Origin of the sequence: Bdellovibrio bacteriovorus, assembly GCF_041888015.1 — a bacterium.
GTDB lineage: Bacteria > Bdellovibrionota > Bdellovibrionia > Bdellovibrionales > Bdellovibrionaceae > Bdellovibrio.
In genome coordinates, this window is record NZ_CP168968.1 from 3,441,195 (window position 1) to 3,464,416 (window position 23,222).

The window sequence follows — 23,222 nt, forward strand, 5'->3', positions numbered from 1 at the left end:
TATTAAAAGTACGGAAGGGATTAAAAGGTCCCCGTAATCATGAAATCGTTACCGAAAGTCAGGTAACGAGGATTGTGAATCTGAATCTTGTCCACCATAGCGTTAATCCGAATGGTTTCCGTCCAGGAACGCGAGCCCCCAGAACCCATAATGATTGGAGCCTGGAACATATAAATACGATTTACCAGAGATTCCTTGATAAAGGAGCTTGCCGTAAAGGCTCCGCCCTCCACCATCACGGATCGAATGCTTTTAGCATAAAGCTTTGCCAGCAAATCCTGCAAATCCAGATCGCCGCCCACGCGGGTCTTCACATACACCACCTGCGGAGCTTTCGCCAAAGACTGACGGAGTTCTTCAACCTTTTCCTGAAGCTCTTCAGCCACACACCAGAAAACATCTGCCGGGTCATGAACATCGGCCAGCTTCAAGTGAGCAAACTTCGGAAGCAGATCCGCTTCACCGTCGATCACAACAACCTTGTTCTTTTTGCTGATCGTGGAATGGCGAATATTCAAAGACGGATTATCGAATTCAATTGTGCCTTTTCCGACTAAAATGGCATCGTGGCAAGCGCGGATATAATGCACATATTCCCGGGATTCAGGCCCCGTGATCCACTGGCTTTCACCGGACTTCAAGGCCACCTGACCATCCAGGCTTGAAGCCATCTTCAAAGAAACAAAAACTTTTTTCTGACGGAAGTTCCAAAGAAAGGCTTCGCAAACTTCTTCCAAAGCCAACTTCAGACGCGCATCCTGAACGGAATCGGCCGAGGCAAAAACTTCGGCTTCAATTCCCGCCTGACGAAGAATCTCGGCGCCCTGACCCGCAACCAAAGGGTTGGGATCAATCAAACCGAAAGTGACTTTTTTAAGAGGTAATTTGGCCATCATCTTTGCACAAGAAGGGGTTTTTCCTTCGTGTGCACAAGGTTCTAAAGTAACAAAGGCATGCGCACCTTTGAGCTGTTCAGGTTTAAGGTCCTTGAAGGCATTCACTTCCGCATGAGGGCCGCCGTAAAATTCATGGTGCCCGGCAGACAGAAAACCGCCTTGTGCATCCAGAACCACCGCCCCCACCAAAGGGTTTGGACTGACTCGCGTCGCTCCTTTGTAAGCCTCACTGATAGCCAGCCTCATGGCTTCTTCAGCCGAAAGTTTGGAACCCAGTGCAGGAACAGGAACAGAGCGAATCATATCCATAAATCACCTATGTCAAATAACCGCGTTCACGTTGGTCGCGCTCAATAGCATCGAACAAAGCCTGGAAGTTTCCATCACCGAAACCATCGTGGCCTTTACGCTGAATCAATTCATAGAAGATCGGACCGAAAGTGTTTTTGGTGAAGATCTGAAGCAGGTAACGACCTTCTTTGTCACCATCCACCAAAATCGCATTTTTTTCCAGGCGGGAAATATCTTCGGACACACCCGGCACGCGCTCTGGAATCATCTCATAGTAAGCATGCGGAGGAGGCGTCAGGAACTGAATGTCGCTGCTTTTCAAAGATTCCAAAGAATAGTTGATATCATTTGTCAGCAAAGCAATGTGCTGGATACCGGAACCTTTATATTCATCCAGGTACTCCTGGATTTGGGACTTGTCTTCGGTAGGTTCATTGATAGGCACAGAGAATTTTCCACACGGAGATCTCATCGCACGAGATAGCAGACCTGTTTTGCTTCCACGGATATCGAAGAATTTTGCCTCATAGAAGCCGAAAACATCTTCATAGAACTTCTGCCACTTATTCATTTCGCCTTTAGGCACATTGTTCGTGAAGTGATCCACTACAGTGAACCCAACACCTTGTGGCGCTTTATCTTCGGCTTTTACCTGGAAGATTTCATTATACAGCTTATCGTGATTTTTCTGATCCATGAAATAGATCAAAGAGTCACCAATGCCATAGATAGCCGGGAATGGTGTCGCGCCTTTTTGATGATCGTTGCCGTCATACGGACGAGCGCCACGCGCCACTGCTGTTTTGAAGGCATGTTCAGCATCGATCACGCGGAAACCAGTTGCGCATACACATGGACCGTGAAGCTTGGCAAAATCTGTCGCGAAAGTTTGAGGCTCACAGTTCAAAATGAAGTTGATGTCACCTTGACGGAAAAGTTTGATATTCTTGCCATGAACTTGGCCAACTTCTTTGAAAGCATAACGCTTGAAAACTTGTTCAAAGAAATGTGCATCAGGGCCGGAATATTCGATGAAATCAACCCCATTGAGTCCAATAGGATTTTGCTCTGTGATTTGAGCCATGAGTCCTCCATATTTACTTTTATGGTGCAGACAGTAGCCCTATTTTTAAGCTTATTCAAGCATGATTAAATTTAGGAAATTCAAATGCTTAGCCCCCTTTTGTTACATTTGATCCATATAACAGGATCATCTATGCGGGGGATGTTCGTATTTCCAAAAACAACCGATACTAAACATATCGTGGTTTCTCGCAATAACAGCTGCCACTCGGAACCGACTTCAACCAAGAGGAATATCATGGAGAAAGCGCCACAAAAAAAACTATCGCCCTGGTTCTATGTGGCGCTAGTTGTGCAGACGCTGCTGATTATTCTGGTCATCGGCATGCTGCGCGACCTGATGTGGATTCTTTAATAAGCCACATTACTTGAGAACATAAAGCCGTAACTTGAATAGTCCAAAGGACCATTGGCTTCTTTCGGCACTGAGGTCATGTAGTAACCTCCCAAAATCAACTCACTTCGTCCACTGACAAAAGCAATCCCGGCACTACTTAAATGGTTGCTGGAGTTTGCAAGGGCACTATGACTGTACCCCGCCATCGGCTGCCAAGTTTCAAAACTTTTATTTCTCCATCCGACCGAGTAGATAAAAAAGCCATCCTCTTTCTCCACTTTTCCATCCGCATCTTTCATAGAGGACTCTGATGTGTAGGTCACATCGACAAAAAGATCATTCCCAGCTATGAGATTAAATCCGTTGGCAATGCGCAGATAGTACGGAGAATCTCCGACCGGCTGGTATGAGACCGTCTCTTCATTTACTGTAGTTGGAGTCGCCACATAGTGAATGGCCGAGTAGTCGACCGCCTTTGACTCCAGCATCACGGGCATAAACTGAGCTGAGGCTCCGAGCGTCCAATTCGCCGTGGGCTTCACCTGCAATCCCGGCAGGACAAAGATGCCCTTCAACTTATTTTCTGTTTCCGTAAACATTGTCGCATAAAGATTTCCCCCAGTTCGAAGCTTGTTATAGGAATGAGATCTGGAATTTCCCACTTGCAGCCCTGAAGAAATACCCCAGGCAAAACTTTCGCTGCGGGAAGAACCAAAGGCCGCCCCGACCTTAAGAACCTGACTGTCAAGACTGGTCAAAGCGGCATTTTCATAGACTCCAACCTGAGTGTTCACCGCGCCGCTAAGGCTCAACATCATCGGGCTCGCAACAAAAACAGCCGCTGTCCCCCAAGACGTCGGATAGATTCCCGATGCCATAAGAGGTCGCACGGAATAATCCCCAGGGCTTAAATCATTGCTGCCGCTTCTCATCTCATGATTGGTCAAGGCTGTTCCACTTACGGAAAGTGAAAGTTTGTTGGTCGAGCGAAATCCCAAACCCGCAGGATTATACAAAGCATTTCCCGGCGACGCCTCCATCGCACCACCGGCGTTCCCCATAAAGGCTTCTCGATGCCCCGCTGGCAGAGGAAAATAAATGGCATGGGATACAGACGACAATACCGTAACTAAGACCGCACTCAACAAACGCATTACAAACCTTCAAATTGCTTATAGAACTGCAAAACTTTTGGATCGACGATGATAGAACGTGGATTCCAACCAATCAGATGCAGACCTTCGGCGCTTCGTAAACGACTCAAAGCCACATACGCCTGCCCGGGCTCCCACAACTGACTAAGATCACACCACAGATCATCCAAGGTCGCACCCTGGCTTTTGTGGATGGTGGTAGCATAAGCCAATGTCAGAGGGAACTGTTCCACCTGCGCCATGACCATGCCTTCCGCGTCCTGCAAGGCAAACGAAGACTTCGACACCTGCACTTCACGCCCCCGATCCTTGCGAACCGTGATCTGATCTGAAGTAATATCCGTCACCATCCCACGCGTCCCATTCACCCAGCGGCGTTGTGGATCATTTTGCAAAAACATCACCTGACAACCGATTTTCAAAATCAACTTTTCCGCAATGGGCGAAGCTTTTTTCAACATCTGAATATGGCGCTCGGATCCGGTATACACCGACTCGATAACCACTTCTTCCTCATCAATTTCGTACAGCTTCTTTTCGTTGAACTTTTCGGCGTTAATCTTGCGCGGAAACAGACGTGTCCCCGGATCATCTTCATCGTGAGTCTGAACGTGATCATTCAAAAATTCACGCACACGCTCGGTGACCTGCCCGTGACGAACGTCACTGAGAACATCCAAAAACAAATTATCCGAAACCCGCTGGTTGTGCGAAAGAATTGCCGTTTGAAAACCACTGGCTTCCCAAACACCATTCAGGAAACACCAGTCGCAGGCTCCACTTTGGGTGACCGGAGGCAGCTGGGCGAAATCACCCACTGTAATGACGCGCATGCCTCCCCAGGGAAGTTTGGACTCGCGGGCTCTTTGCGAAAGCGCTTCGGCAATCATCAGGGCCTGACCGGGGATCATGGAAATCTCATCAATAATCACGCCTTCCACTTTTCTTAAGCGTGACATCAGGCGCTTGTCTTTGGAGGCGCGCTCATAGGTCGCATCCGCACCGCCCTCCATGATTCCCAGCCCAAAGAAGCTGTGAAAGGTTCGTCCGCCAAGCAATACAGCGGCGGCTCCGGTACTGGCAAGAATAGGCATTTCTTTGGGATCAAGTTCACGCATGAACTGGCGGATCAAAAAACTTTTCCCGCTGCCAGCCCCGCCAGTCAGAAAGACGTTTTCTCCGGAACGTAAAAGATCCAAAGCGGCGGATTGTTCAGGTGATAAATCGATAGAAGCATTTGCCATGAATGGAACGATCATGCCACCGCAGGATCGTTCCAAGCAAATAAAATTCAGACGGATGCTGAATTAGCGAGAGAACTTACCATAAAGATTGATATCGTTTTGAACGTAATCACAAACTTCTCTTGGCGGGAAGCTAGGTCCACCACCTTCCCAACGGCAACGTCTTTCCATATAACGACGCTCCAACAGGGACAGACGAATGCTGCGATAGTCTTTACTGAAAGACAGCTGAACTTCACGCCCATCAATCATACAAAGACCCGGATCAAAATAGAATCCAACACTTTCAACCGCTCCTTTGCGAGTCACATAGGCCCACTTCAGATTATTGACGGAAGAACGACACTGAGTTGCCAACAGGCTGTCGCCACGGGAATCTTTATAAAGAAGCAACGGCTTATTGCCCTCAAAGGTGATCGTTAATTGACCGGAACGCCCCTCGAAAGATCCGTGGTAAACGCCCTCAAGCTGCTTTGCACGAGCAAGGTATTCATCAGGAACTTCGCCATTTTCAATTTTCACAGTCTTACAGGCTGTCAAAGCCATTGTTGCCACAAGCAACATCAGAAAACGTTTCATCTTTCCCCCTTTATAGGTCTGGTTTACCTCTGGCCTCTTGTCTTGCCAACTTCGTTCTTATTAACGCCGCCGATCAAATGCTTCTATTGCATCCTATTGCCGGGTACCATTGAAATTCGAAAAAATTAACAAAGGATTGTTGCTGATGATGAAACTCTTACTCCCCGCTTTGTTGACTCTTCCCTTGATGGCCGCAGCCCAGAAGGCACCGGCACCCAGCTCTGAAATTCCGAAAAAGCGCGAGTTTCCTCTGAACACCAAACTCAATCCCTGTGATGATTTCCACAAGTATGTCTGCTCCAAGGCAGAAAGTTCTTTCAAACTGCGCGAAGATCGCAGCCGCCATCTTTTCGCCTTCAGTGACTCGCGCGAGCGCCTTCTTGAAACACAGATGAAATTCATGAAGGAACTGCCAAACAAGAAAAACCTTGATCCGCGCACAGAGCAGGCCCGTGATTTCTACATGGCATGCATGAACTCGACCGCCAAGGCCAAAGCCGAAAAGGCCAATGTCAAAGCGGTGCTTGCCGAGGTCGCCAAAATTAAAACCACCGAAGAACTGGTGGAGTACGCGCACGGCAATTTGCCCCAGGGCAAAGAAGGGCTGATTCGCCTTTGGCCCTCCAATAATCTGGATGATCCTAAAAAGAACGACGCCATGATTCAAGCCAGCCTGATGGATCTTCCCGATCACAAGTACTATGAACAAGAAGCCCTGATGAAGGATTATGAAAACATTCTGCTTCAGTTCTTCCAGGCCATCGAACCCAAAATAAAAAAAGCGGATGCCCAAGCCCGCGCTCAGGCACTTGTCGCCCTTGAAAAAGATTTTGTAAAAATCTATCCGGTGACAGCCGTGCGCCACCAGCGCTGGAGCGAAAAGCGTATCGCCACACAAAAAGAAACGGCCGCAAAGTATCCAAATCTGAAATTAAATCTGCTGTTCAAGAATATTCCAGAGACTCTGCTGGTCAGTACGCCAATTCCAGAATCCCTGGAATTCCTGAACGCCGAGATCCCCAAACGTCCTTTGCAAGTCTGGAAGGATTTTATTTTAACTCGCTCTCTGCCAGACACCATGGACGACGGCTATCCAAAGATGTTCAAGGCCTTCTTTGACTTTGAAAAAAAGTACTTCGGCGGCCCCACAGTACGCCCCGTGCGTCAGGAGCGCTGTACGTCAGCCGTCAGCGGAACGTTCTCAAAAGAACTGGATGCCACTTTGATTGATCAGGTGTTCCCAAACTTCGATGAAAGCAAAGTGAACGAAGTCGCTTCGCGCATTCGCGCCAGCATTTTACAGGGACTGGAAAAGAACAAGTGGCTCTCGAAAGATGCCAAAAAAGAAGCCCTGGCTAAAATCCGCGTGGCACGCCTGCAACTGGTCAAGCCTCACAACGAACGCGAATGGGACTTCCTGCCGCAAAAATCCTATTCCAAAACGGATGCCATCCAGAATCGCAATTTGCGCCGCCAAGCTCGCTGGGAAAAATCCATGCAGGAAATGCGTGAGCCCGCAAACCTGGATGCCTGGGGCATGAGCCCGCTGACGGTGAATGCTTACTACAGCCCTAACGAAAACAAATTCGTCTTGCCGATCGGGATCTTGCAATACCCGTTCTATGATAAGGATGGATCTGTGATCGAAAACCTGGGCGCAGTGGGGGCCGTCGTTGGCCATGAATTGGGTCACGGCATTGATGACAGCGGATCTAAATACGACTCTGAAGGGCGCCTGCGCCAGTGGATGACCACCAAAGACATTATGGAATTCAATCTGCGCGGCCAGAAAATGATCGATCAATTTAATCGAATCAACCATGACGGAAAGCTGACTTTGGGTGAAAACGTCGCGGACCTGGTCGGCGTGACCTTTGCCTACAACGCGGCCTTCCCCGATGGCAAAGGTTCAGAAAAGGACAAAAAGGATTTCTTCGTGGCTTATGGCCGTCTATGGTGTGAAGTGATCCGCCCGGACAACGCAGCCCTGCTGCGCAAGACGGACCCCCACTCCTCCGGTCCGGCCCGCATTAATGAGCAAATAAAACAACAGCCTGCCTTCGCGGAAACCTTCCAGTGCAAGCCGGGCGACAAAATGACTTTGCCTCCGAATGAGCGAGTCCAAATCTGGTAGAATTCACGGTCCTAAGCCATCTTAGGACCCCAAATTCGCCCTGCGCCGAGCCGGACTGGTTCTTGCTGTATTTTCCGGCAGATGCTATGGTTAGAGTCTTGGCTCTGGTGCCGGAGGAATTCATGACAGTGAAATATGTCAGCTTCGAATCAAAAACTGAGAATCCTCACTATGAGGGTGTTTACGATATCGGTCCCGCAGAACTTCTGAAAAAGAAGACTGACGTGGTGATGATCGACGTTCGTCAACCCGAAGAATATGTGGGCGAACTGGGTCATGTCGAAGGTTCCTCTTTGATGGTTTTGGACACTCTCCCTGAGCAACTAGGCTCCCTGCCAAAGGATAAGACGGTTGTCTTTATCTGCCGCAGTGGAGGCCGCTCTGCCAAAGCCACTGCTTTTGCCAAAATGAATGGATTTGAAGAAGTGTTTAATATGCAAGGGGGCATGCTTCTTTGGAATGACCTGCAGCTCCCTGTTGAAAGATAAGAAACGAAAATATGCCTGGAAAAGTATTTGTTAACAGAACGTTGAATTTGAAAAAAATCCGCTACATCGGCGTGGACATGGACCACACTCTGGTTCGCTATAACAGCGAAAACTTCGAGCGCCTGTCCCACACCACGATGATCGACAAGCTGGTAAAACGCGGCTATCCGGAAACTTTGCGCAAGCTGGTTTTCGATTATAACTTCGCGATCCGCGGTCTTGTTATCGACCGTAAAATGGGAAATCTTCTGAAGCTGAACCGCTACACAGCGATTCGCGCCAGCTACCATGGCTTGAAGCCTTTGGATTTCAAAAGCCATCAGAAGCTTTACAAGTCCACTTACATTGATTTGTCCAACTCAGACTATTTGGCGGTGGACACATCCTTCTCTATCTCTTTGGCGAACTTGATTGCCCAGATCGTGGAATTGAAAGATTCCGACACGACCAACAAGTATCCGGAATACGCGCAGATCGCCGATGACGTTTTGGATGCTTTGGATGAAGCCCACCGTGATGGCTCTTTGAAAGACGTGGTGAAACAGAATCTGGATCACTACATCATCAAAGATCCGACGCTGGTGACCACGTTGGAAAAATTCCGTCGTCACGGCAAAAAGATCTTTGTGCTGACAAACTCGGATTTCCACTACACTAAGCTTTTGCTGGACTATGCAATTCAACCATTCCTGAAAGAGCACAAGTCCTGGGCGGATCTGTTTGAGTTCGTGATCACTTTTGCCTCCAAGCCAAAGTTCTTCTACGAAAATCAAAAGTACCTGATCGTAAATCCGGCAGATGGTTCCATGACCAACATGGAAGGCAAGCTGACTCCGGGAATCTATCAAGGTGGTAACGCCAAAAAATTCACGTCCGACCTGGGTCTTGACGGGGATGATATTCTTTACGTCGGGGATCATATCTACGGCGACATCCTTCGCTTGAAAAAGGATTGTAACTGGAGAACCGCAATGGTGATCGAAGAGCTGGATGTTGAAGTTGAAAACAACAAACAGGCCGAACCGATCAATCAGGAAATCGAGACTCTGATGAAAAAGAAAGAGCCTCTGGAAGACGAGCTGACGGACATCATGACTCGCAAGATTGAAAAAGAAGTTCCTGCCAATGAGCCGCAGATCGAAACTTTGCAAAAAACAATCTCCGAAATTGATGCGCAGATCAGCCAGTTGATCAAAAAACAACAGGCCATGTACAACGGCAACTGGGGTCAACTGATGAGAGCCGGAAACGAAGAAAGCTACTTCGCTTACCAATTGGACCGCTATGCCTGCGTTTACATGCAGAAGCTGAGCGACCTGATGGATCTTTCCCCGCGCACTTACTTCAGAGCGCCTCGTCGTCCTCTGGCCCACGAGATCTTCTAAGAAGCCTTCAAAGGCCATCCCCCCAAGGATGGCCTTTTTTTATTCCTTTTTCCTCGGGCCGAATTTACCATTTGCACATGAAAATAAATGCGAAAGTCTCATTGGCTTTTTTCTTTGCCTGCTTCACATCTCTGCCCGCCCTTGCGCAAAGCCTGCCCGTCGGTCTTTATGAAGGCATGATGGCCAATACGGGTGTGGCCACCACAAGATCCAAAGCAGCTTCCTATTACAATCCCAGTCTTCTGCGCCAAAGACAGGACAACGCCTTTAGTCTGAATGGCAACTCGATTGGCTCTATCAATTCCAAAAGCGAAGGCTCAACGTTTTCATCATCTCTGGGACTGGCCCCTTCTTATCTGAGCAATCTCGTGGTGGGTGACGCCCTCGTGCATGAGTTCTTTGTCGCCAACACCCTGCAAGGTCTGTTTTCCTGGGAATCAAAAAAAAATGAAAACTCTTTTGATGCCGAAGCCAATATCAGCCGCATGATATCCGGCTATTCCATGGCCTTTAAATCCATCCCCTTTGCCATCCAGTTTTTGGCCCGCTATTCAGAGGTCAAAACATTCGGTGTCAGCGAAAGCTCCTATCCTGCGCAGGATATTTATGTCGTTTCCAGAACAAAATCCGAATACAAAAACCTGAATGTGGGACTGGGACTTTCGACTCATTTTCAATTTGATCACTACACCTTTGGCGTAAACTTCAACTCTCGAGGATTGTCTTTGTACAACCACAACAAGGGCTCTTCCAAAATCTTTACTCATGGTCAGCCAAATCCGGGGGACTTCACCGTCAGCGAAGATAACAACGCAAGAGCCACTGTCACGAACGAAGAAGGCAAACTTCTTGTCGGACATGGCTTCAAAATAGGCCACCACGAATTTTTAACTGATTCCGTATTTATTGAAGAGTCCGCCAACCTGGATCGCTACACTTTTGCACAGAGCTTTGGCTATCGCTACGGAGCTTCGGACGGACATCAGCTTCTGTGTGGTTTGTCTCATCGCTTCGGCGCAGACGTGGACTACTTTGGTCAGAACTTCAACACGTCGGTGGGATATTCTTGGAAAACGCGAGCCTTGCGTTCAGCGATTGGCCTTTACTATGGTAAAGAAAACACCACGATTGAAAGCTCCACGGCCGGTGTCATCTTTGGCAGCGAGTACGAATACTAGTTCTACCAGCTTAGCGCTTCGCCATCACGGAAGAAGCCACCGTTCGGACCGCCCTTGGGAAGAGTGGCTGCCCACAAAATTCCTTTGATCCCCTGTTCAACAGAGCGATCCGCATTCGGACCGCCCATATCCGTGCGCACCCAACCCGGGGAAACAGAGTTCACACAGATATCCTCGCCCTGCACTTCAGAAGCGAAAAGATTCGTGACCATGTTCAACGCAGTTTTGGAAATACGATAAGAGGCTGAGGCATTCTGCTTTTCTGAAAGCTGAGCCATGCCACTGGAAACATTCACAATGCGACCATAGCCTTCTTGCTTCATCAATGGGAAGATCTTTTGGGTCAACAGGAATGGCCCCATGGCGTTGGTGGCGAAAGATTTTTGCAACGTGGATGCCTTGGTCTTAAAGAGGGATGAGTTTCCACCGTCCTCGCTGTCAATCAAGATACCAGCGTTATTCACCAGCACATCAACAAATCCGTACTCACGTTTGATCGTTTCAACAAAGTCGCTGATGCTCTTTTCCTGAGAAACATCCAGCTTCATCGGAACCACATCCAGCCCTTTCATGGTCAGGGCATTCAGGGTCTTCTGCGCCTTGTCGGGATTTCGCATCGCCATCAGAACTTTAAAACCTCGTTGCGCCATGGCTTCGCTTAAAGCCAGACCCAAACCACGATTTGCACCGGTAATGACAGCGATCTTTTTCATGCGAGCTCCTATTGCGGACGAGGTGGCACTGGCATTTCAGCCGCCGGGAACAATTCGTTCGTCACCCAGTTTCTTTGCACGATCACGCACTCAGAAGAAATCACACGCCATTTTTCAATCGGGAAGTGATAGATGCTTTCCACCCAGCCCCAACCGTTCCACTCGATGCTGCGACGATAACGATAACCACCATTTCCATCACGCACTGATCTTGTTTCACGGTGGAAGGTCAAAAGAGGATAATGAAGCTTCAAAGTTCCTTCGGTTGTCAGCTTGGCCTGCGCAGGCTCATCGAATACACAACCATAGTAGCCATCAATACTGCGCAAGCGGCCTTGTAAGGTTTCACCCGGTTGAACATCCCTGCGCACCGGCATGTAGAATTCAAAGAAATAATCTGATGGAGCTCCGTTGGGATAGTAGCTGCGTGTGTTTAAGGTCAACTTTCCATTGAACTCAACAAAGCGAACGATCTGATTGCCATCGGCAGTTTGCCAAGGCTGTTCCATCACGCTGCGAGCTTCAGCAGAAAAACCCGCCAAGAGTCCCAAAATTACCAATAACGCTTTCATACTCTTTCCCTTTCAGCTAACGCGAGCTTATTAACGGGGGCTGGCGTTGCGGTTCAGTAGGATGATGTAGTCTTTGCCGCCGGATTGTTCCATCATTCCTGAATACTTATTTTCTTCAAACTTCTTACGATAGGTTTTGCGAGCGATTTCGCGCACCATACAACCCAAGTGACCCGTGCCCGCCAGATCACGTCCTGCATCCAGTTCACACAACGGTTGGAAGCCCTCTTCCTGTTCGCGGGTGACTGGGAACTTCATGACAGAAAAACTTGCAACGTCGATCTTGAATTCTTCTTTCAGACGCTGGGCCGGGCCTTTCTTCACAAGTTGCGAAGAATAGATATAAGGAACGATCGCGGCAACTCTCAATCCTTGAGCTTGCGCATTCTTAATGCCCTCAACGAAGCGATCCATTTCATTTTGGATATCCAGGCGCATATTAGAAGCAAACAGCTCCACAAACGGAAGCTGCGGATCCACCACAATCACATCGTACTTGGAACCTTGTTCCTGGTTGGCCTCCATAAAGCCTCTCCATAACTCCAGGTCCTCAATCTGATTTGGTGTCACACCCAATAAAACCACCGGAGAACTTTTGATCTCCAGACGAAGGCGCTCATAAACGCCCTTACCCAATTTTTCAGGAATATCGACCTGCGAGAATTTGATCTTCGGAATGGATCTTTCCTGAATCTGAAAGTTCATGGAAAAGAACACACCCAATGCAACCACGGCGACAGCGCCAACCCAATATAAGTACTTCATAGCTGCGACCATCCTGCATTTCACAGGCTGAGTCCAGCGCCGCGCAACGCAGCAACCAGGGAGTTTTCTGAGAGAGATCTTATGATCGTACGAACTCTAAAAGTTCCTTGTAGTTCCGACTGTCTGCCAGACGCAGACTGCGAATATAGCGAGCCCGGGCTTCGCCATGTTCCCCCAAGGTCCCCATATTCAAATTGCTGCCCCAAGTGAACCGTTCATGCCCCAAAGAAAACAGCAACACATCGGCCATCACCCGTGCCCAACGACCATTACCGTTTGGAAACGGATGAATCCAAACCAAGCGGTGATGAAAGCGCGCGGCGATCTCATCCATCGGATAAGTTTCATGAGTCACCTGGTACTGGATATCACTGAGCAGCTTATTAATCTCTGCCGGAACCTGGAACCATTCAATGCCGATGGACTTATTGGAGGTGCGATAGGTGCCAGCCCACTTCCACACCAGACCAAACATCTCCCGATGCAGCTCGCGAAGGAATTTTTCTGTCAGGACATTCTTTCTTTTGCGACTGAAAGCCCACTGCTCACCACGCAGAATGTTGTCCTGCTCAACGGCATTGAGCTCTTTCTGTGTCGAAATATAAGTCGGCACCAGTCCAGCCAGTTCGTTCGGATTCAGCGGCGTTGCCCCCGGTGGATATTCAAGTTGAAAACTCATGGCTTCTTCCTCCACAGGCGGTTGTCGAGTTTATTCTTCAGCTCTGTCGCCAGTTCGGCAAAATGCAGATCCGTCTCTGCCTTGCCCGCGCGCTGCTGCTCAAGCTCCATAGTGTGCAATGTCTTACCCAGAATTTTTTCTGCAGCCACTTTGGATTGTTCATCCACCAGTTTTTCCAAGCTGTCTTTGGGGACCAGAGCGTACACCAGCTCACACCCCATCGCATGAGCCGCTCTTTGCAAAGTTTCAAGCGTGACTTTCTTTTCAACTTCACGCTGCTCCAACACACTCACTCCGGACTGCTGAATCCCCATGCGCTCTGCCAGTTGTTGCGAAGTCATTCCCAAAGATTCACGAATGGCTTTCACCCACCCCGATTTGGGGTTGATCGTGGTGCGTGCGGATCGAAAAGACTTCAGCTTTTCATCCAAGCTGCGTCGCTGCGTTTTGACTAAGGCTTTGTTTGTTCTCATGGTTTTTATTATATCTTATAATAGATTAAAAAGACATCTATAGATCTACTATAAGATATTAAAAATACACTTTATCATCTACTATAGAATATAATATCCACCAAAAAACTACGAAAAACCTTTTAATTTAAAGTATTTACTCAAACCCAGTCTCATTCTTAGGACAATAACCTTCAGAAATCATAGGCTTACGTCGGTGCCGGTTCGGACTCCGAGGCTTTGTTTGATTGCTATCTGTTAGAATTATGTTAGGTTGCGGCTATTACAGAGGACTTGATCCCTTAAAAGACAGGTACCGAACTATATGAATGCGACTACGACGTTATCTTATTCTTATCTTATTATTGGTGCAGGCCGTGTCGCCCGACATCTCGCACACTATTTTCAACTACTAAACTTGAACTTTACCACCTGGGATCGCAACCAGAGTGACTCTGATTTTCAAAGCAAAGCCGCCACCGCCACCCATATTCTTGTGGCGATCAGTGATTCGGCGCTGGAAACCTTCTACAGCGAATACCTTAAAAACTTTGACGACAAAGTGCTGGTGCATTTTTCGGGAGCTCTCTACTTCAAAGGCATGATTGCCGCTCATCCCCTGATGACCTTCGGGACCGATCTCTATGATCTGAAATCCTACCAGCAGATTCATTTTGCCCTGACCGGATGTGATGAACTGAATGAAGCTCTGCCTGGACTTCCCAATCCTTTCTCGGCCGTGTTTGCTTTTGAAAAAGCCCGCTATCATGCCCTGTGTGTTCTGGGTGGAAACTTCACCACTTTGCTGATTGCCAAGATGCTGGAAGGTTTTGCCGAGATGAAAATACCCATGAGCGCGGCAAAACCTTATATTGAAAAGGTTATTGAAAACACCCTGGCAAATCCGGACGAGGCCTTCACCGGCCCGCTAGCGCGAAAAGATGTCGTGACTGTAGAAAAGAATCTGCAAGCTTTGAACAACGATCCTTATCAGGCAATTTACAAAGCCTTCCTCGAGACCCTTTGGCCCGAGTATCCACGAAAGTGAGGTCTTATGAAAACCATCCTTGATTTCCACGACAAGAAAGTGAAAAAGCAAAAGATCTCGATGATCACCTGCTATGACTATACTTTCGCGCGCATTCTGGCGGAAAGTGATATCGACTGCCTGTTGGTCGGTGATTCTTTGGCCATGGTGATGCACGGACACAAGACCACTTTGAATGCCTCGGTGGATATGATGGCCTTGCACACGGAAGCGGTGGTTCGCGGTGCTGGAGAAAAATTTGTGGTCGCGGATCTTCCGTTTTTGAGCTATCGCAAAGGCCTGACGGCCAACATGAACTATGTTGAAAAAATCATGAAAGCCGGGGCTCACGCCGTAAAACTTGAAGGCGGCGCTGGCAACATTGAACTGGTTCGCCATCTGGTGGATTCCGGTGTGCCGGTGATGGCGCATTTGGGATTGACTCCACAGTCCGTAAACCAACTCGGCGGCTTTAAAGTTCAAGGCCGTGATGAAAAAGCCCAGAAGGTCATCAAAGAACACGCCTTGCAATTACAAGATGCTGGTGCTTTTTCAGTCGTGCTGGAATGTGTTCCATCCAAACTGGCCAAAGACATCACAGCTTCTCTGGAAATTCCAACGATCGGAATCGGTGCGGGCTCTGACTGTGACGGTCAGGTTCTGGTCTTGCAAGACATGCTGGGTATGAACCAGGGCTTTAAGCCCAAGTTTGTTAAAACGTTCTTCAATGGCTTTGATGCTATGAAAGATGCTTTTAATCTGTATCACAAAGAAGTCACAGAGGGCGCTTTCCCGACAGAGAAAGAGAGCTACTCATGACGGTCGTCCTTAGATCACCCCAAGAGCTCCGCTCTTGGAGAAAACAACAAAAAGGATCTGTGGGTTTCGTACCCACCATGGGCGCTTTACACTCCGGACATGAAGAACTGCTGAAGCAAGCCCGCAGAAACAACGATGTGGTCGTGCTGTCCATTTTTGTGAACCCCACCCAGTTCAACGACCCCAAGGATCTGGAAAAGTATCCGAAAACCTGGGACGCCGATCTGGCCATGGCTGAAGCCAACAAAGTCGATGCGATCTTTTATCCGCGCTACGATGAAATGTATCCCGACAGCTATCGTTACAAAGTGACTGAAAACAGTTATTCCAATCTTTTGGATGGAGCCCATCGCCCCGGCCACTTCGACGGAGTTTTGTCCGTCGTTATGAAGTTATTTAATGTCGTTGCTCCCACACGTGCCTACTTTGGCGAAAAAGATTTCCAGCAAATGACGTTGATTCAGGGAATGGTGGAAAGCTTCTTTATGGATCTGGAAGTTGTTCCCGTCCCCACCGTGCGCGAAGAGGATGGGCTGGCGAAAAGTTCTCGCAATGTACGCCTGACTTCAACAGAGCGCATGCAAGCCCCGGCCATTTACAAAGCCATCACTGAAAGCCAGACAGCGGATGAAGCTGCAGAAAGACTGACGGCTCAAGGATTTATCGTGGACTACGTAACGGATGTGGGAACCCGCCGCTTCGTTGCTGCCAGACTCGGGGACGTGAGGTTGATTGACAATGTCCAAATCTAAAATCCTCTTTATGATGACAGGCTCCATTGCCTGTTACAAAGCCTGCCACGTGATTTCCCGCCTGGTGCAAAACAACTGCGACGTGCAGGTTGTTGCCTCTCCATCAGCGTTGAAATTTGTCGGCAATGCCACCCTGGAAGGTCTGACCGGGCGCCCGGTGATCAGCGACATGTATGCCACAGGCAACGTTATGGATCATATTCACCTGATGAGATGGGCCGATTTGATTCTGGTCGCTCCGGCCACAGCCAACTTCCTGAATAAAGCGGCCCAGGGTGTTGGTGATGATTTACTGCAAACTCTGTTCTTGGCTCATGACTTCAAAAAGCCTTTTCTGATTGCTCCGGCGATGAACACCAGCATGTACCTGCATCCGGTCACACAAAAATCCCTGACGGCGTTAAAGGAAATGAACCTGCAGATTCTGGATACCGCCTCCGGAATTCTGGCTTGCGGAGAAGAAGGCTGGGGAAAACTGCTGGAACCAGATTTGATCCTGAAAATGACCCTGGAAGCCCTTCATCAAACGCCCACTGCCAACAATGGCACTGCGGAAGCTCCAAAATCAACAGCTCTTTCCAAAGTGAAAGTTCTGGTTACTGCGGGTGGCACTCAAGAACCCATCGACACTGTTCGTGTGATCAGCAATCTTAGCTCCGGTCGCACCGGCATTGCGCTGGCGGAATATATGACTGAAATGGGTTTTGATGTGACCTTGTTGCAGGCCCATGGATCTGCAAAGTCAGAACATGTAAAACGTCGTGATGTCTTCGTCAGCTTTGCGACCTTGGATGAAAAAATAAAACACTACCTTTCCACCGAAAACTTCACCCACGTGATTCATGCCGCCGCGGTAAGTGATTATTCCGTGGATACCATCGAAGTCGATGGACAGAACTATCGTCCGTTTGAAGTGAAAAAAGTCAGCTCGGATGCGGATTCCATGCACATTCATCTGAAACGAAATCACAAGATCGTGGATCGCCTGAAAGACTATTCACAAAACAAAGACCTGAAAGTGATTGCCTTTAAGCTGACCAGCCATGCCAGCCCGGAACAACGAACCGCTGCGGTGGAAAAGCTCTTTGCCAATTCCAAAGCAGATTTCGTGGTTCACAATGACTTAAGCGAAATTGATATTGTTAAACGGACTCACAAGTTCACTCTGTACAATCACCAGGGCTATGTCGCTTGTGACAGTTTAGACCAGCTAACCAGTGAACTGATTCGCGTTCTTATGCCAAAGGATACTCTATGATTTTATGTCTTGATGTGGGGAACACCCAAATCTATGCCGGACTCTTTGAACAGGATAAAATGGTTTTATCCTTCCGCAAGAACTCCAAAAGCGGAGCTTCTTCCGATGAAACCGGCATTTTCCTGCGCACCGCAATTCGCGAAAACGGTTTTGATCCTGCCAGGATCACCCAAATCGCTATCTGCAGTGTGGTTCCCGAAGTGGTTTACTCTCTTCGTGGTGCCTGCATGAAATATTTCAACATCAATCCGTTCATCCTGCAGGCGGGAGTCAAAACCGGCCTGAAGATCAAGTACCGCAATCCTTTGGAAGTGGGTGCCGATCGTATTGCAAACTCCATTGCGGCGACTCACCTGTATCCGGGAAAGAATCTGATCCTGGTGGATCTGGGTACAGCTACAACTTTCTGCGCAGTCACCAAGGATAAGGACTATCTGGGGGGCTCCATCGTGGCAGGCCTTCGCCTTTGTATGGAGGCGCTGGAAAGCAAAACCGCAAAACTTCCTTCCGTGGAAATTGTTTCCATGCATGAGGCTTTGGGACGCTCCACCATCGAAAGCATTCAGTCGGGTCTTTATTATGGCCACTTGGGAACCATCAAGGAACTGACCGAAAGAATCACCAAAGAATGCTTCCAGGGTGAAAAGCCCATGGTGGTCGGCACCGGTGGTTTTGCTTATTTATTTGAAAAAGAAAAAGTTTTTGATGAGATTGTGCCTGATCTTGTACTCAAGGGCATGCTGATCGCGCTTCAACATAACGCTTAAGGAATACTTTATGAATATCTCAATGCTTAGAACCAAAATCCATCGTGCGACTGTGACCGGAGCGGATCTGAATTATGAAGGCTCTGTGAGCATCTGCCCGGACCTGATCAAGGCATCAGGCTTGCTGATCAACGAACGCGTTGATATCTATAACTGCAACAATGGCGCTCGCTTTTCCACCTACGTGATCAAAGGAAAAAAAGGCGAGATCTGCCTGAATGGGGCGGCTGCCCGTCACGTGCAAAAAGGCGATCTGGTGATTATCTGTTCATACTGCGGCCTGAGCTTGGAAGAAGGCAAAAAACATGAGCCCACAGTGGTTTTCGTGAATGCTAAAAACAAAGTCTCTGAAAAGCGCAAAGAAGACCGCAAAAACAATAAGTAGTTAGAAACCCCACGCCAGAATGGACTTTCTCCATTCTGGCGACTGCGCAGCTTGACCATGTCGCAAAATTCCTTCAGTTTAGCCCTATATGGGTATCACGCTTTTACAACTGCAATCCGGCCACAAGGCTTTTGGTTCCAAGGTTCTTTTTGATGATGCAACGTTTGCCATCAATGAGGGCGAACATGTTGGTGTTATTGGTCCAAACGGTGCTGGCAAATCCACACTCTTTAAAATTCTGGTCGATCAGGAACATCTTGATGAAGGGCTTGTCACCAAGTCCCAGCAACTGCGCCTGGGTTATCTGGAACAGGAAGCTGACTGGAATGTGGATCAGAAGGTGGAAGAATACCTGGAAAAGAACTGTATCAAACCTCTCTGGGAGCTGAAACAGTTTGGTCTAAAGCTTGGACTGACAGAAGCCCATTTTCAATCTCATCTAAAACAGGTAAGTGGAGGCTACCGCATGCGCGTAAAGCTTTTGTTCCTGATCGGACAAGAGCCAAACCTGCTGCTGCTGGATGAGCCGACGAATTTTTTGGATTTGGAAACTTTGCTGGTGTTGGAAAACTTCCTGCAGGAATTCAAAGGTGCTTTTCTGTTGATTTCGCATGACCGCGAATTTCTGCGTCGTGTGACAGATCATATCCTTGAAGTCGAATCCGGCGACATTGTGAAGTTCCCGGGCAGCCTGGACGATTATTTCGAGCAAAAACAAATGCTCGGCGAAATTCTGCAAAAGCAGATTCTGAGTCAACAGGCCAAACGCAAATCCATCATGGACTTCGTCACCCGCTTCGGGGCCAAAGCCACCAAAGCCCGTCAGGCGCAAAGCCGTCTGAAAGCTTTGGAGAAGATGGAAGTCATTGAAATGAAGGCGGCACCGACGCATTCCCATATTCATATTCCCCCGGCGGTTCCCACTGGAAAAACGATTCTGGAAGTGGAACATGTCGATTGCGGATACGGTGAAAAAGTCATCCTGAAGGATGTTTCCGTGCGCCTAGAACGCGGAAATCACTTGGGTATTGTCGGACTCAACGGAGCTGGGAAATCCACTTTGCTGAAATCTCTGGGGGAACAGATTCCCTTGGTGAAAGGCTCCATCAAGTGGGGTCATCAAGTCAGTTTCTCGTATTTTGCACAACATACTCCTGAGTCCCTGAATCCCGAGCACTCCGTTTTGGAGGCCATGGCTTCGGCGGCTCACAAGGAAGTCACGCAACAAGATGTTCTGAACATTGCCGGAAGTTTGCTGTTCTCTGGGGACAACGTTCACAAGAAGGTCAAAGTGCTGTCCGGCGGTGAAAAATCCCGTGTGGCCTTGGGACAGATTCTTTTGCAAAAGTCGCCTTTACTGCTGCTGGATGAACCGACGAATCATCTGGATTTTGACACAGTCGAAGCTCTGACCACTGCCCTGGAAAGGTACGAAGGCACCATTATCACCGTCAGCCACGATCGTGGATTTATCGGCCGTGTCGCCAACAAGATCCTGGAAGTGAATAATGGCAAGCTGACTTTGTATCCGGGCACGTATGATGAGTATGTCTGGAGCTTGCAAAAAGGCTTCCTGGCCGAGCGTCAGGATGAAGAAACAAACCCGACGCAAAGGGTAATTTCCGCCAAAGAGACGGACAGTCCGAAGTTCAACTACAAAGAAGAGCGCAAACGCATTGAAACGCAGATTAAAAAGGCCCAAAAGCTGATTGAAGACTGCGATAAGAAGATTGCCGATCTTTCCAAAAAAAGAGATTCTATAAATGAAACTTTGATGACTGCCACTGGCGACAAAGCCTCCGGCCTGTCCAAAGAACTGTATGAGATCAGCGGCGCGATCGAAGATCTGGAATCAACGATGTTACAAGCCATGGAAGATCAGCAGAATTTTGAAGTCGAGCTTAAAGGCTTGATTGGCTAACTAAGGAGTCTGTTTTGAAATCCGTTTCCAAATCACTACTTTTCGTTTTGACGTTGTCTCTTGTTGGCTGCACCAGCTATTTCAAGAGAAAAAGCTGTGAAGAAATCAACTGGTTTGAACACGGACAAAAGGTCGCCATGCGCGGCCAGTGGCTCAATGCCGACAACACTCTGAATGAATGCCGCAAGGTTGAGGCTGAAATTCAGGAATCACAACTGGATCGTGGATTCAAAAGTGGTGTCGAGAAGTACTGTATTGGCGCTAACAGCTATCTGCTTGGAAAAAGTGGTGATCTGTTTTCCCGCGACATCTGCGAAGGTCCACAGATCAATGTATTAATCTCTGAACATCAAAGAGGGATTCGTGACTATTGCGCGAAATCCAACGGTTTTACAGCCGGGACCTCGGGCAAACGCTATCAGAATGTTTGCCCAAAGGAACTAGAGCCCTCTTTCCTGCCCGAGTATCGCAAAGGTCGCCGCAAATATGTTCAGTCCCTGATCGACAGCAAAGACAAACAAGTTCGCAGCATCGACATGGATATCACTGCAAAAAGAAATTCTTTGTCTTTCGCCAAAGGATCTTTGCATATGCTGGAATCTCAGAAAACCAATCTGGAGCATCAGAAAAACTCAGCTCTGAGTTCGAAACAATCTTATCTGGTGACCCATTTCGAGGCCCAGATCCAGTCTTTGGATTCGGACCTTTCCATAAAGCGTTCGGAAGTTTCTAATCTGGAAAACGACATCCGTTCATTGGAAAGCAACCGTGACAAGCTCAACAGCGAAATCACCAGCTTCCGTGAAGAGCTGCCCAGCCTGGAACAACCCTAGAAGACGAAGTCAGTTTGGAATGCGGAACCACTCGATAGCATCGATGCTGGCTTTAGGCTGATAAGCATTGGCCTGTTCACTCCAGTGAACTTCCATCCAGCCCAGACTCTTAAACGAAGAGCTTTCGACATCGCGTTTTTGAATAAACTCAAAGACATTGGAAACTTGTTCCAGCTCAGCGCGCTTCATCAGCAATGAAGGCAAGTGGAACTGCACAAAAGCGGTTCCTTTATTCTGGGCACCAAAGCCCTCTGCACCTTCTTGAAGATAGCGGGTATAGTGAATCTCTTTATCGAGATCGCAGTGATCCACCACCAGCAACTTCTCTGTTTCATCGGCATAGTCCATCACATAACTGAAGTTATAGCCGCCGCATTTTTCCACGATTGTGCGTGTGGATTTGATCTCGCCAAAGGATTTCACCGGGATTGGATACTTGGATGGAAGCATCCAAAGATTTTCATCATCACGCAAAGCAATCTGAATCTTCGGTTGAGCTTTGGCAATCTTCATGAACTGCTTTAGCACCGCTGATTTTTCGGTCAGATCACCGTGAGCAATAAACAACACATCAAAGGACGCCTCGGCAAAGGCATCCTGGAAGCCATTGCCGCGCAGTTCATTGGTAAAGTTCGCCACAAAGACGCGATGACTTTCCGAATCCTTGATGGCCTTGGTCTTAGAGACAAACATATTCACATTCTTAATGGCCTCCGCAGCCTTCAGCAACGTCGTGGTTCTTTCTCCCACAAAGGCACCACCCACAATCGGCAGCGGCTCTGAATGCTCCGAACGAAGCAAGGTCGGAATCATGCGGTAGAAATCAAAACGCTCTTTCATGGAAAGGCCGCGATAAGCATTCACCCAACTGGTCACCAGTAAAGGACGAAGACTCATTTCCACGACCTGATCTGCCAGAATCTGATTGGCTTCCTCTTTATCCTGACACAAACCAAAATGTTCAGACTGCTTCCACGAGGAATCACAGTAAGCCGGAACCGACTTCAGCACATAGGGCCACTTTACTTTGCGCAAAGCTGTTTTTAGGTGAGTATTCGGATCACCAATATCCAAATCCCCCAGATCCAAATAGACAAGGAAGTCTGTGAAGACCTCCTCCATCAAAGCCTGTTGAGCAAAGAAACCGTCATTGCGTTCCCGGTACCAGGCTTTTGCCAACGCCTTTTCCAGATGACCCGGAGCCGCCAGTAGCTTTTCACCAATAAAGATATGATGTCCCCGCACTTTAAACAGATACGGGCGATCCTCCATAATGGTCAGCTGAATCTTTCTTTCAAAGGGCTCAATGCTTTCCAAAAGGCGCTCGGTCTTTTGAATTCTGTAGGTCAGATCCCGGCTTTGTTCACTGAAGTAAGTGCTAAAGGGTGTTTCCTTGTTCACAGCACAACGATAAATGGTGTCCGTGGATTGAACTCCCAGCCTGTCGATTCTTTCGACAACCTTGGATTCAATACAGAGCGGCCTTCTTGTCATCTGAACGACAAAAAGG

The 23,222-nt window shown here is 48.3% G+C and carries 23 protein-coding genes; 12 read left to right on the forward strand and 11 right to left on the reverse strand.

Annotated elements, in window-relative coordinates:
- Positions 1-20 precede the first annotated feature (20 nt).
- The 5 genes from ribD to ACES2G_RS16420 all read right to left on the reverse strand — a co-directional run bounded on the left by ribD (position 21) and on the right by ACES2G_RS16420 (position 5,584).
- Complete coding sequence (gene ribD, locus ACES2G_RS16400; RefSeq protein WP_347357327.1) at positions 21-1,205, reverse strand: bifunctional diaminohydroxyphosphoribosylaminopyrimidine deaminase/5-amino-6-(5-phosphoribosylamino)uracil reductase RibD; 1,185 nt, start codon at positions 1,203-1,205, stop codon at positions 21-23.
- Between the two features lie 7 nt (positions 1,206-1,212).
- Positions 1,213-2,271, reverse strand: a complete 1,059-nt coding sequence (gene hppD / locus ACES2G_RS16405) for a 4-hydroxyphenylpyruvate dioxygenase (protein ID WP_347357328.1) — start codon at positions 2,269-2,271, stop codon at positions 1,213-1,215.
- 350 nt (positions 2,272-2,621) lie between these two features.
- The gene (locus tag ACES2G_RS16410) at positions 2,622-3,761 is read right to left on the reverse strand and encodes a hypothetical protein (protein ID WP_374000773.1); all 1,140 of its coding nucleotides are present in this window, start codon (positions 3,759-3,761) and stop codon (positions 2,622-2,624) included.
- Positions 3,761-5,020: a DEAD/DEAH box helicase gene (locus tag ACES2G_RS16415; RefSeq protein ID WP_374000774.1), complete on the reverse strand. Its 1,260-nt coding sequence runs from the start codon at positions 5,018-5,020 to the stop codon at positions 3,761-3,763. The genes ACES2G_RS16410 and ACES2G_RS16415 overlap by 1 nt, the downstream gene beginning before the upstream one ends.
- Positions 5,021-5,068: 48 nt before the next feature.
- Positions 5,069-5,584: a hypothetical protein gene (locus ACES2G_RS16420; RefSeq protein WP_347357334.1), complete on the reverse strand. Its 516-nt coding sequence runs from the start codon at positions 5,582-5,584 to the stop codon at positions 5,069-5,071.
- Between the two features lie 145 nt (positions 5,585-5,729).
- Here ACES2G_RS16420 and ACES2G_RS16425 point away from each other — a divergent pair, with 145 nt between their 5' ends.
- The 4 genes from ACES2G_RS16425 to ACES2G_RS16440 all read left to right on the forward strand — a co-directional run bounded on the left by ACES2G_RS16425 (position 5,730) and on the right by ACES2G_RS16440 (position 10,769).
- Entirely contained in the window at positions 5,730-7,718 is a 1,989-nt protein-coding gene (locus tag ACES2G_RS16425; RefSeq protein ID WP_347357336.1) for a M13 family metallopeptidase, read from the forward strand.
- A 122-nt stretch (positions 7,719-7,840) separates the two neighbouring features.
- Positions 7,841-8,206, forward strand: coding sequence for a rhodanese-like domain-containing protein (locus ACES2G_RS16430; protein ID WP_347357338.1), 366 nt, complete (start codon positions 7,841-7,843; stop codon positions 8,204-8,206).
- A gap of 11 nt (positions 8,207-8,217) precedes the next feature.
- Positions 8,218-9,591: an HAD-IG family 5'-nucleotidase gene (locus tag ACES2G_RS16435; protein ID WP_347357340.1), complete on the forward strand. Its 1,374-nt coding sequence runs from the start codon at positions 8,218-8,220 to the stop codon at positions 9,589-9,591.
- A gap of 101 nt (positions 9,592-9,692) precedes the next feature.
- Positions 9,693-10,769 carry a hypothetical protein gene (locus ACES2G_RS16440; RefSeq protein ID WP_374000775.1) on the forward strand — a complete coding sequence of 359 codons (1,077 nt, stop codon included), beginning with the start codon at positions 9,693-9,695 and terminating at the stop codon, positions 10,767-10,769.
- A gap of 2 nt (positions 10,770-10,771) precedes the next feature.
- On the opposite strand, the gene ACES2G_RS16445 is transcribed toward ACES2G_RS16440, so the two are convergent.
- The 5 genes from ACES2G_RS16445 to ACES2G_RS16465 form a co-directional block, all read right to left on the reverse strand.
- Positions 10,772-11,482, reverse strand: coding sequence for an SDR family NAD(P)-dependent oxidoreductase (locus ACES2G_RS16445; RefSeq protein ID WP_347357344.1), 711 nt, complete (start codon positions 11,480-11,482; stop codon positions 10,772-10,774).
- 8 nt (positions 11,483-11,490) lie between these two features.
- A complete protein-coding gene (locus ACES2G_RS16450) occupies positions 11,491-12,054 on the reverse strand; it encodes a hypothetical protein (RefSeq protein ID WP_374000776.1) in 564 nt (187 codons plus the stop codon).
- A 30-nt stretch (positions 12,055-12,084) separates the two neighbouring features.
- A complete protein-coding gene (locus ACES2G_RS16455) occupies positions 12,085-12,819 on the reverse strand; it encodes a hypothetical protein (protein ID WP_347357348.1) in 735 nt (244 codons plus the stop codon).
- A gap of 79 nt (positions 12,820-12,898) precedes the next feature.
- Positions 12,899-13,498: a mobile mystery protein B gene (locus tag ACES2G_RS16460; protein ID WP_347357350.1), complete on the reverse strand. Its 600-nt coding sequence runs from the start codon at positions 13,496-13,498 to the stop codon at positions 12,899-12,901.
- Positions 13,495-13,971, reverse strand: coding sequence for a mobile mystery protein A (locus tag ACES2G_RS16465; protein WP_347357352.1), 477 nt, complete (start codon positions 13,969-13,971; stop codon positions 13,495-13,497). The genes ACES2G_RS16460 and ACES2G_RS16465 overlap by 4 nt, the downstream gene beginning before the upstream one ends.
- Positions 13,972-14,275: 304 nt before the next feature.
- On the opposite strand from ACES2G_RS16465, the gene ACES2G_RS16470 reads away from it, so the two are divergent.
- The 8 genes from ACES2G_RS16470 to ACES2G_RS16505 all read left to right on the forward strand — a co-directional run bounded on the left by ACES2G_RS16470 (position 14,276) and on the right by ACES2G_RS16505 (position 21,712).
- On the forward strand, positions 14,276-14,998 hold the full coding sequence (locus ACES2G_RS16470) for a DUF2520 domain-containing protein (RefSeq protein ID WP_374000777.1): 723 nt from the start codon (positions 14,276-14,278) through the stop codon (positions 14,996-14,998).
- 6 nt (positions 14,999-15,004) lie between these two features.
- Positions 15,005-15,796: a 3-methyl-2-oxobutanoate hydroxymethyltransferase gene (gene panB / locus ACES2G_RS16475; RefSeq protein WP_347357356.1), complete on the forward strand. Its 792-nt coding sequence runs from the start codon at positions 15,005-15,007 to the stop codon at positions 15,794-15,796.
- A complete protein-coding gene (gene panC, locus ACES2G_RS16480) occupies positions 15,793-16,548 on the forward strand; it encodes a pantoate--beta-alanine ligase (protein ID WP_374000778.1) in 756 nt (251 codons plus the stop codon). Before panB ends, panC begins: the two co-directional genes overlap by 4 nt.
- Positions 16,535-17,806 carry a bifunctional phosphopantothenoylcysteine decarboxylase/phosphopantothenate--cysteine ligase CoaBC gene (gene coaBC / locus ACES2G_RS16485; RefSeq protein ID WP_347357360.1) on the forward strand — a complete coding sequence of 424 codons (1,272 nt, stop codon included), beginning with the start codon at positions 16,535-16,537 and terminating at the stop codon, positions 17,804-17,806. The genes panC and coaBC overlap by 14 nt, the downstream gene beginning before the upstream one ends.
- Positions 17,803-18,573: a type III pantothenate kinase gene (locus ACES2G_RS16490; protein ID WP_374000779.1), complete on the forward strand. Its 771-nt coding sequence runs from the start codon at positions 17,803-17,805 to the stop codon at positions 18,571-18,573. The genes coaBC and ACES2G_RS16490 overlap by 4 nt, the downstream gene beginning before the upstream one ends.
- 10 nt (positions 18,574-18,583) lie before the next feature.
- A complete protein-coding gene (panD, locus tag ACES2G_RS16495) occupies positions 18,584-18,958 on the forward strand; it encodes an aspartate 1-decarboxylase (protein ID WP_347357364.1) in 375 nt (124 codons plus the stop codon).
- Between the two features lie 88 nt (positions 18,959-19,046).
- Positions 19,047-20,879, forward strand: a complete 1,833-nt coding sequence (locus ACES2G_RS16500; RefSeq protein WP_374000780.1) for an ATP-binding cassette domain-containing protein — start codon at positions 19,047-19,049, stop codon at positions 20,877-20,879.
- A 14-nt stretch (positions 20,880-20,893) separates the two neighbouring features.
- Positions 20,894-21,712 (forward strand): DUF2799 domain-containing protein, encoded by an 819-nt coding sequence (locus tag ACES2G_RS16505; protein WP_347357368.1) that lies wholly within the window; start codon positions 20,894-20,896, stop codon positions 21,710-21,712.
- A gap of 9 nt (positions 21,713-21,721) precedes the next feature.
- Here ACES2G_RS16505 and ACES2G_RS16510 read toward each other — a convergent pair whose 3' ends face one another.
- A complete protein-coding gene (locus tag ACES2G_RS16510; RefSeq protein WP_347357370.1) occupies positions 21,722-23,206 on the reverse strand; it encodes a hypothetical protein in 1,485 nt (494 codons plus the stop codon).
- Positions 23,207-23,222 lie beyond the last annotated feature (16 nt).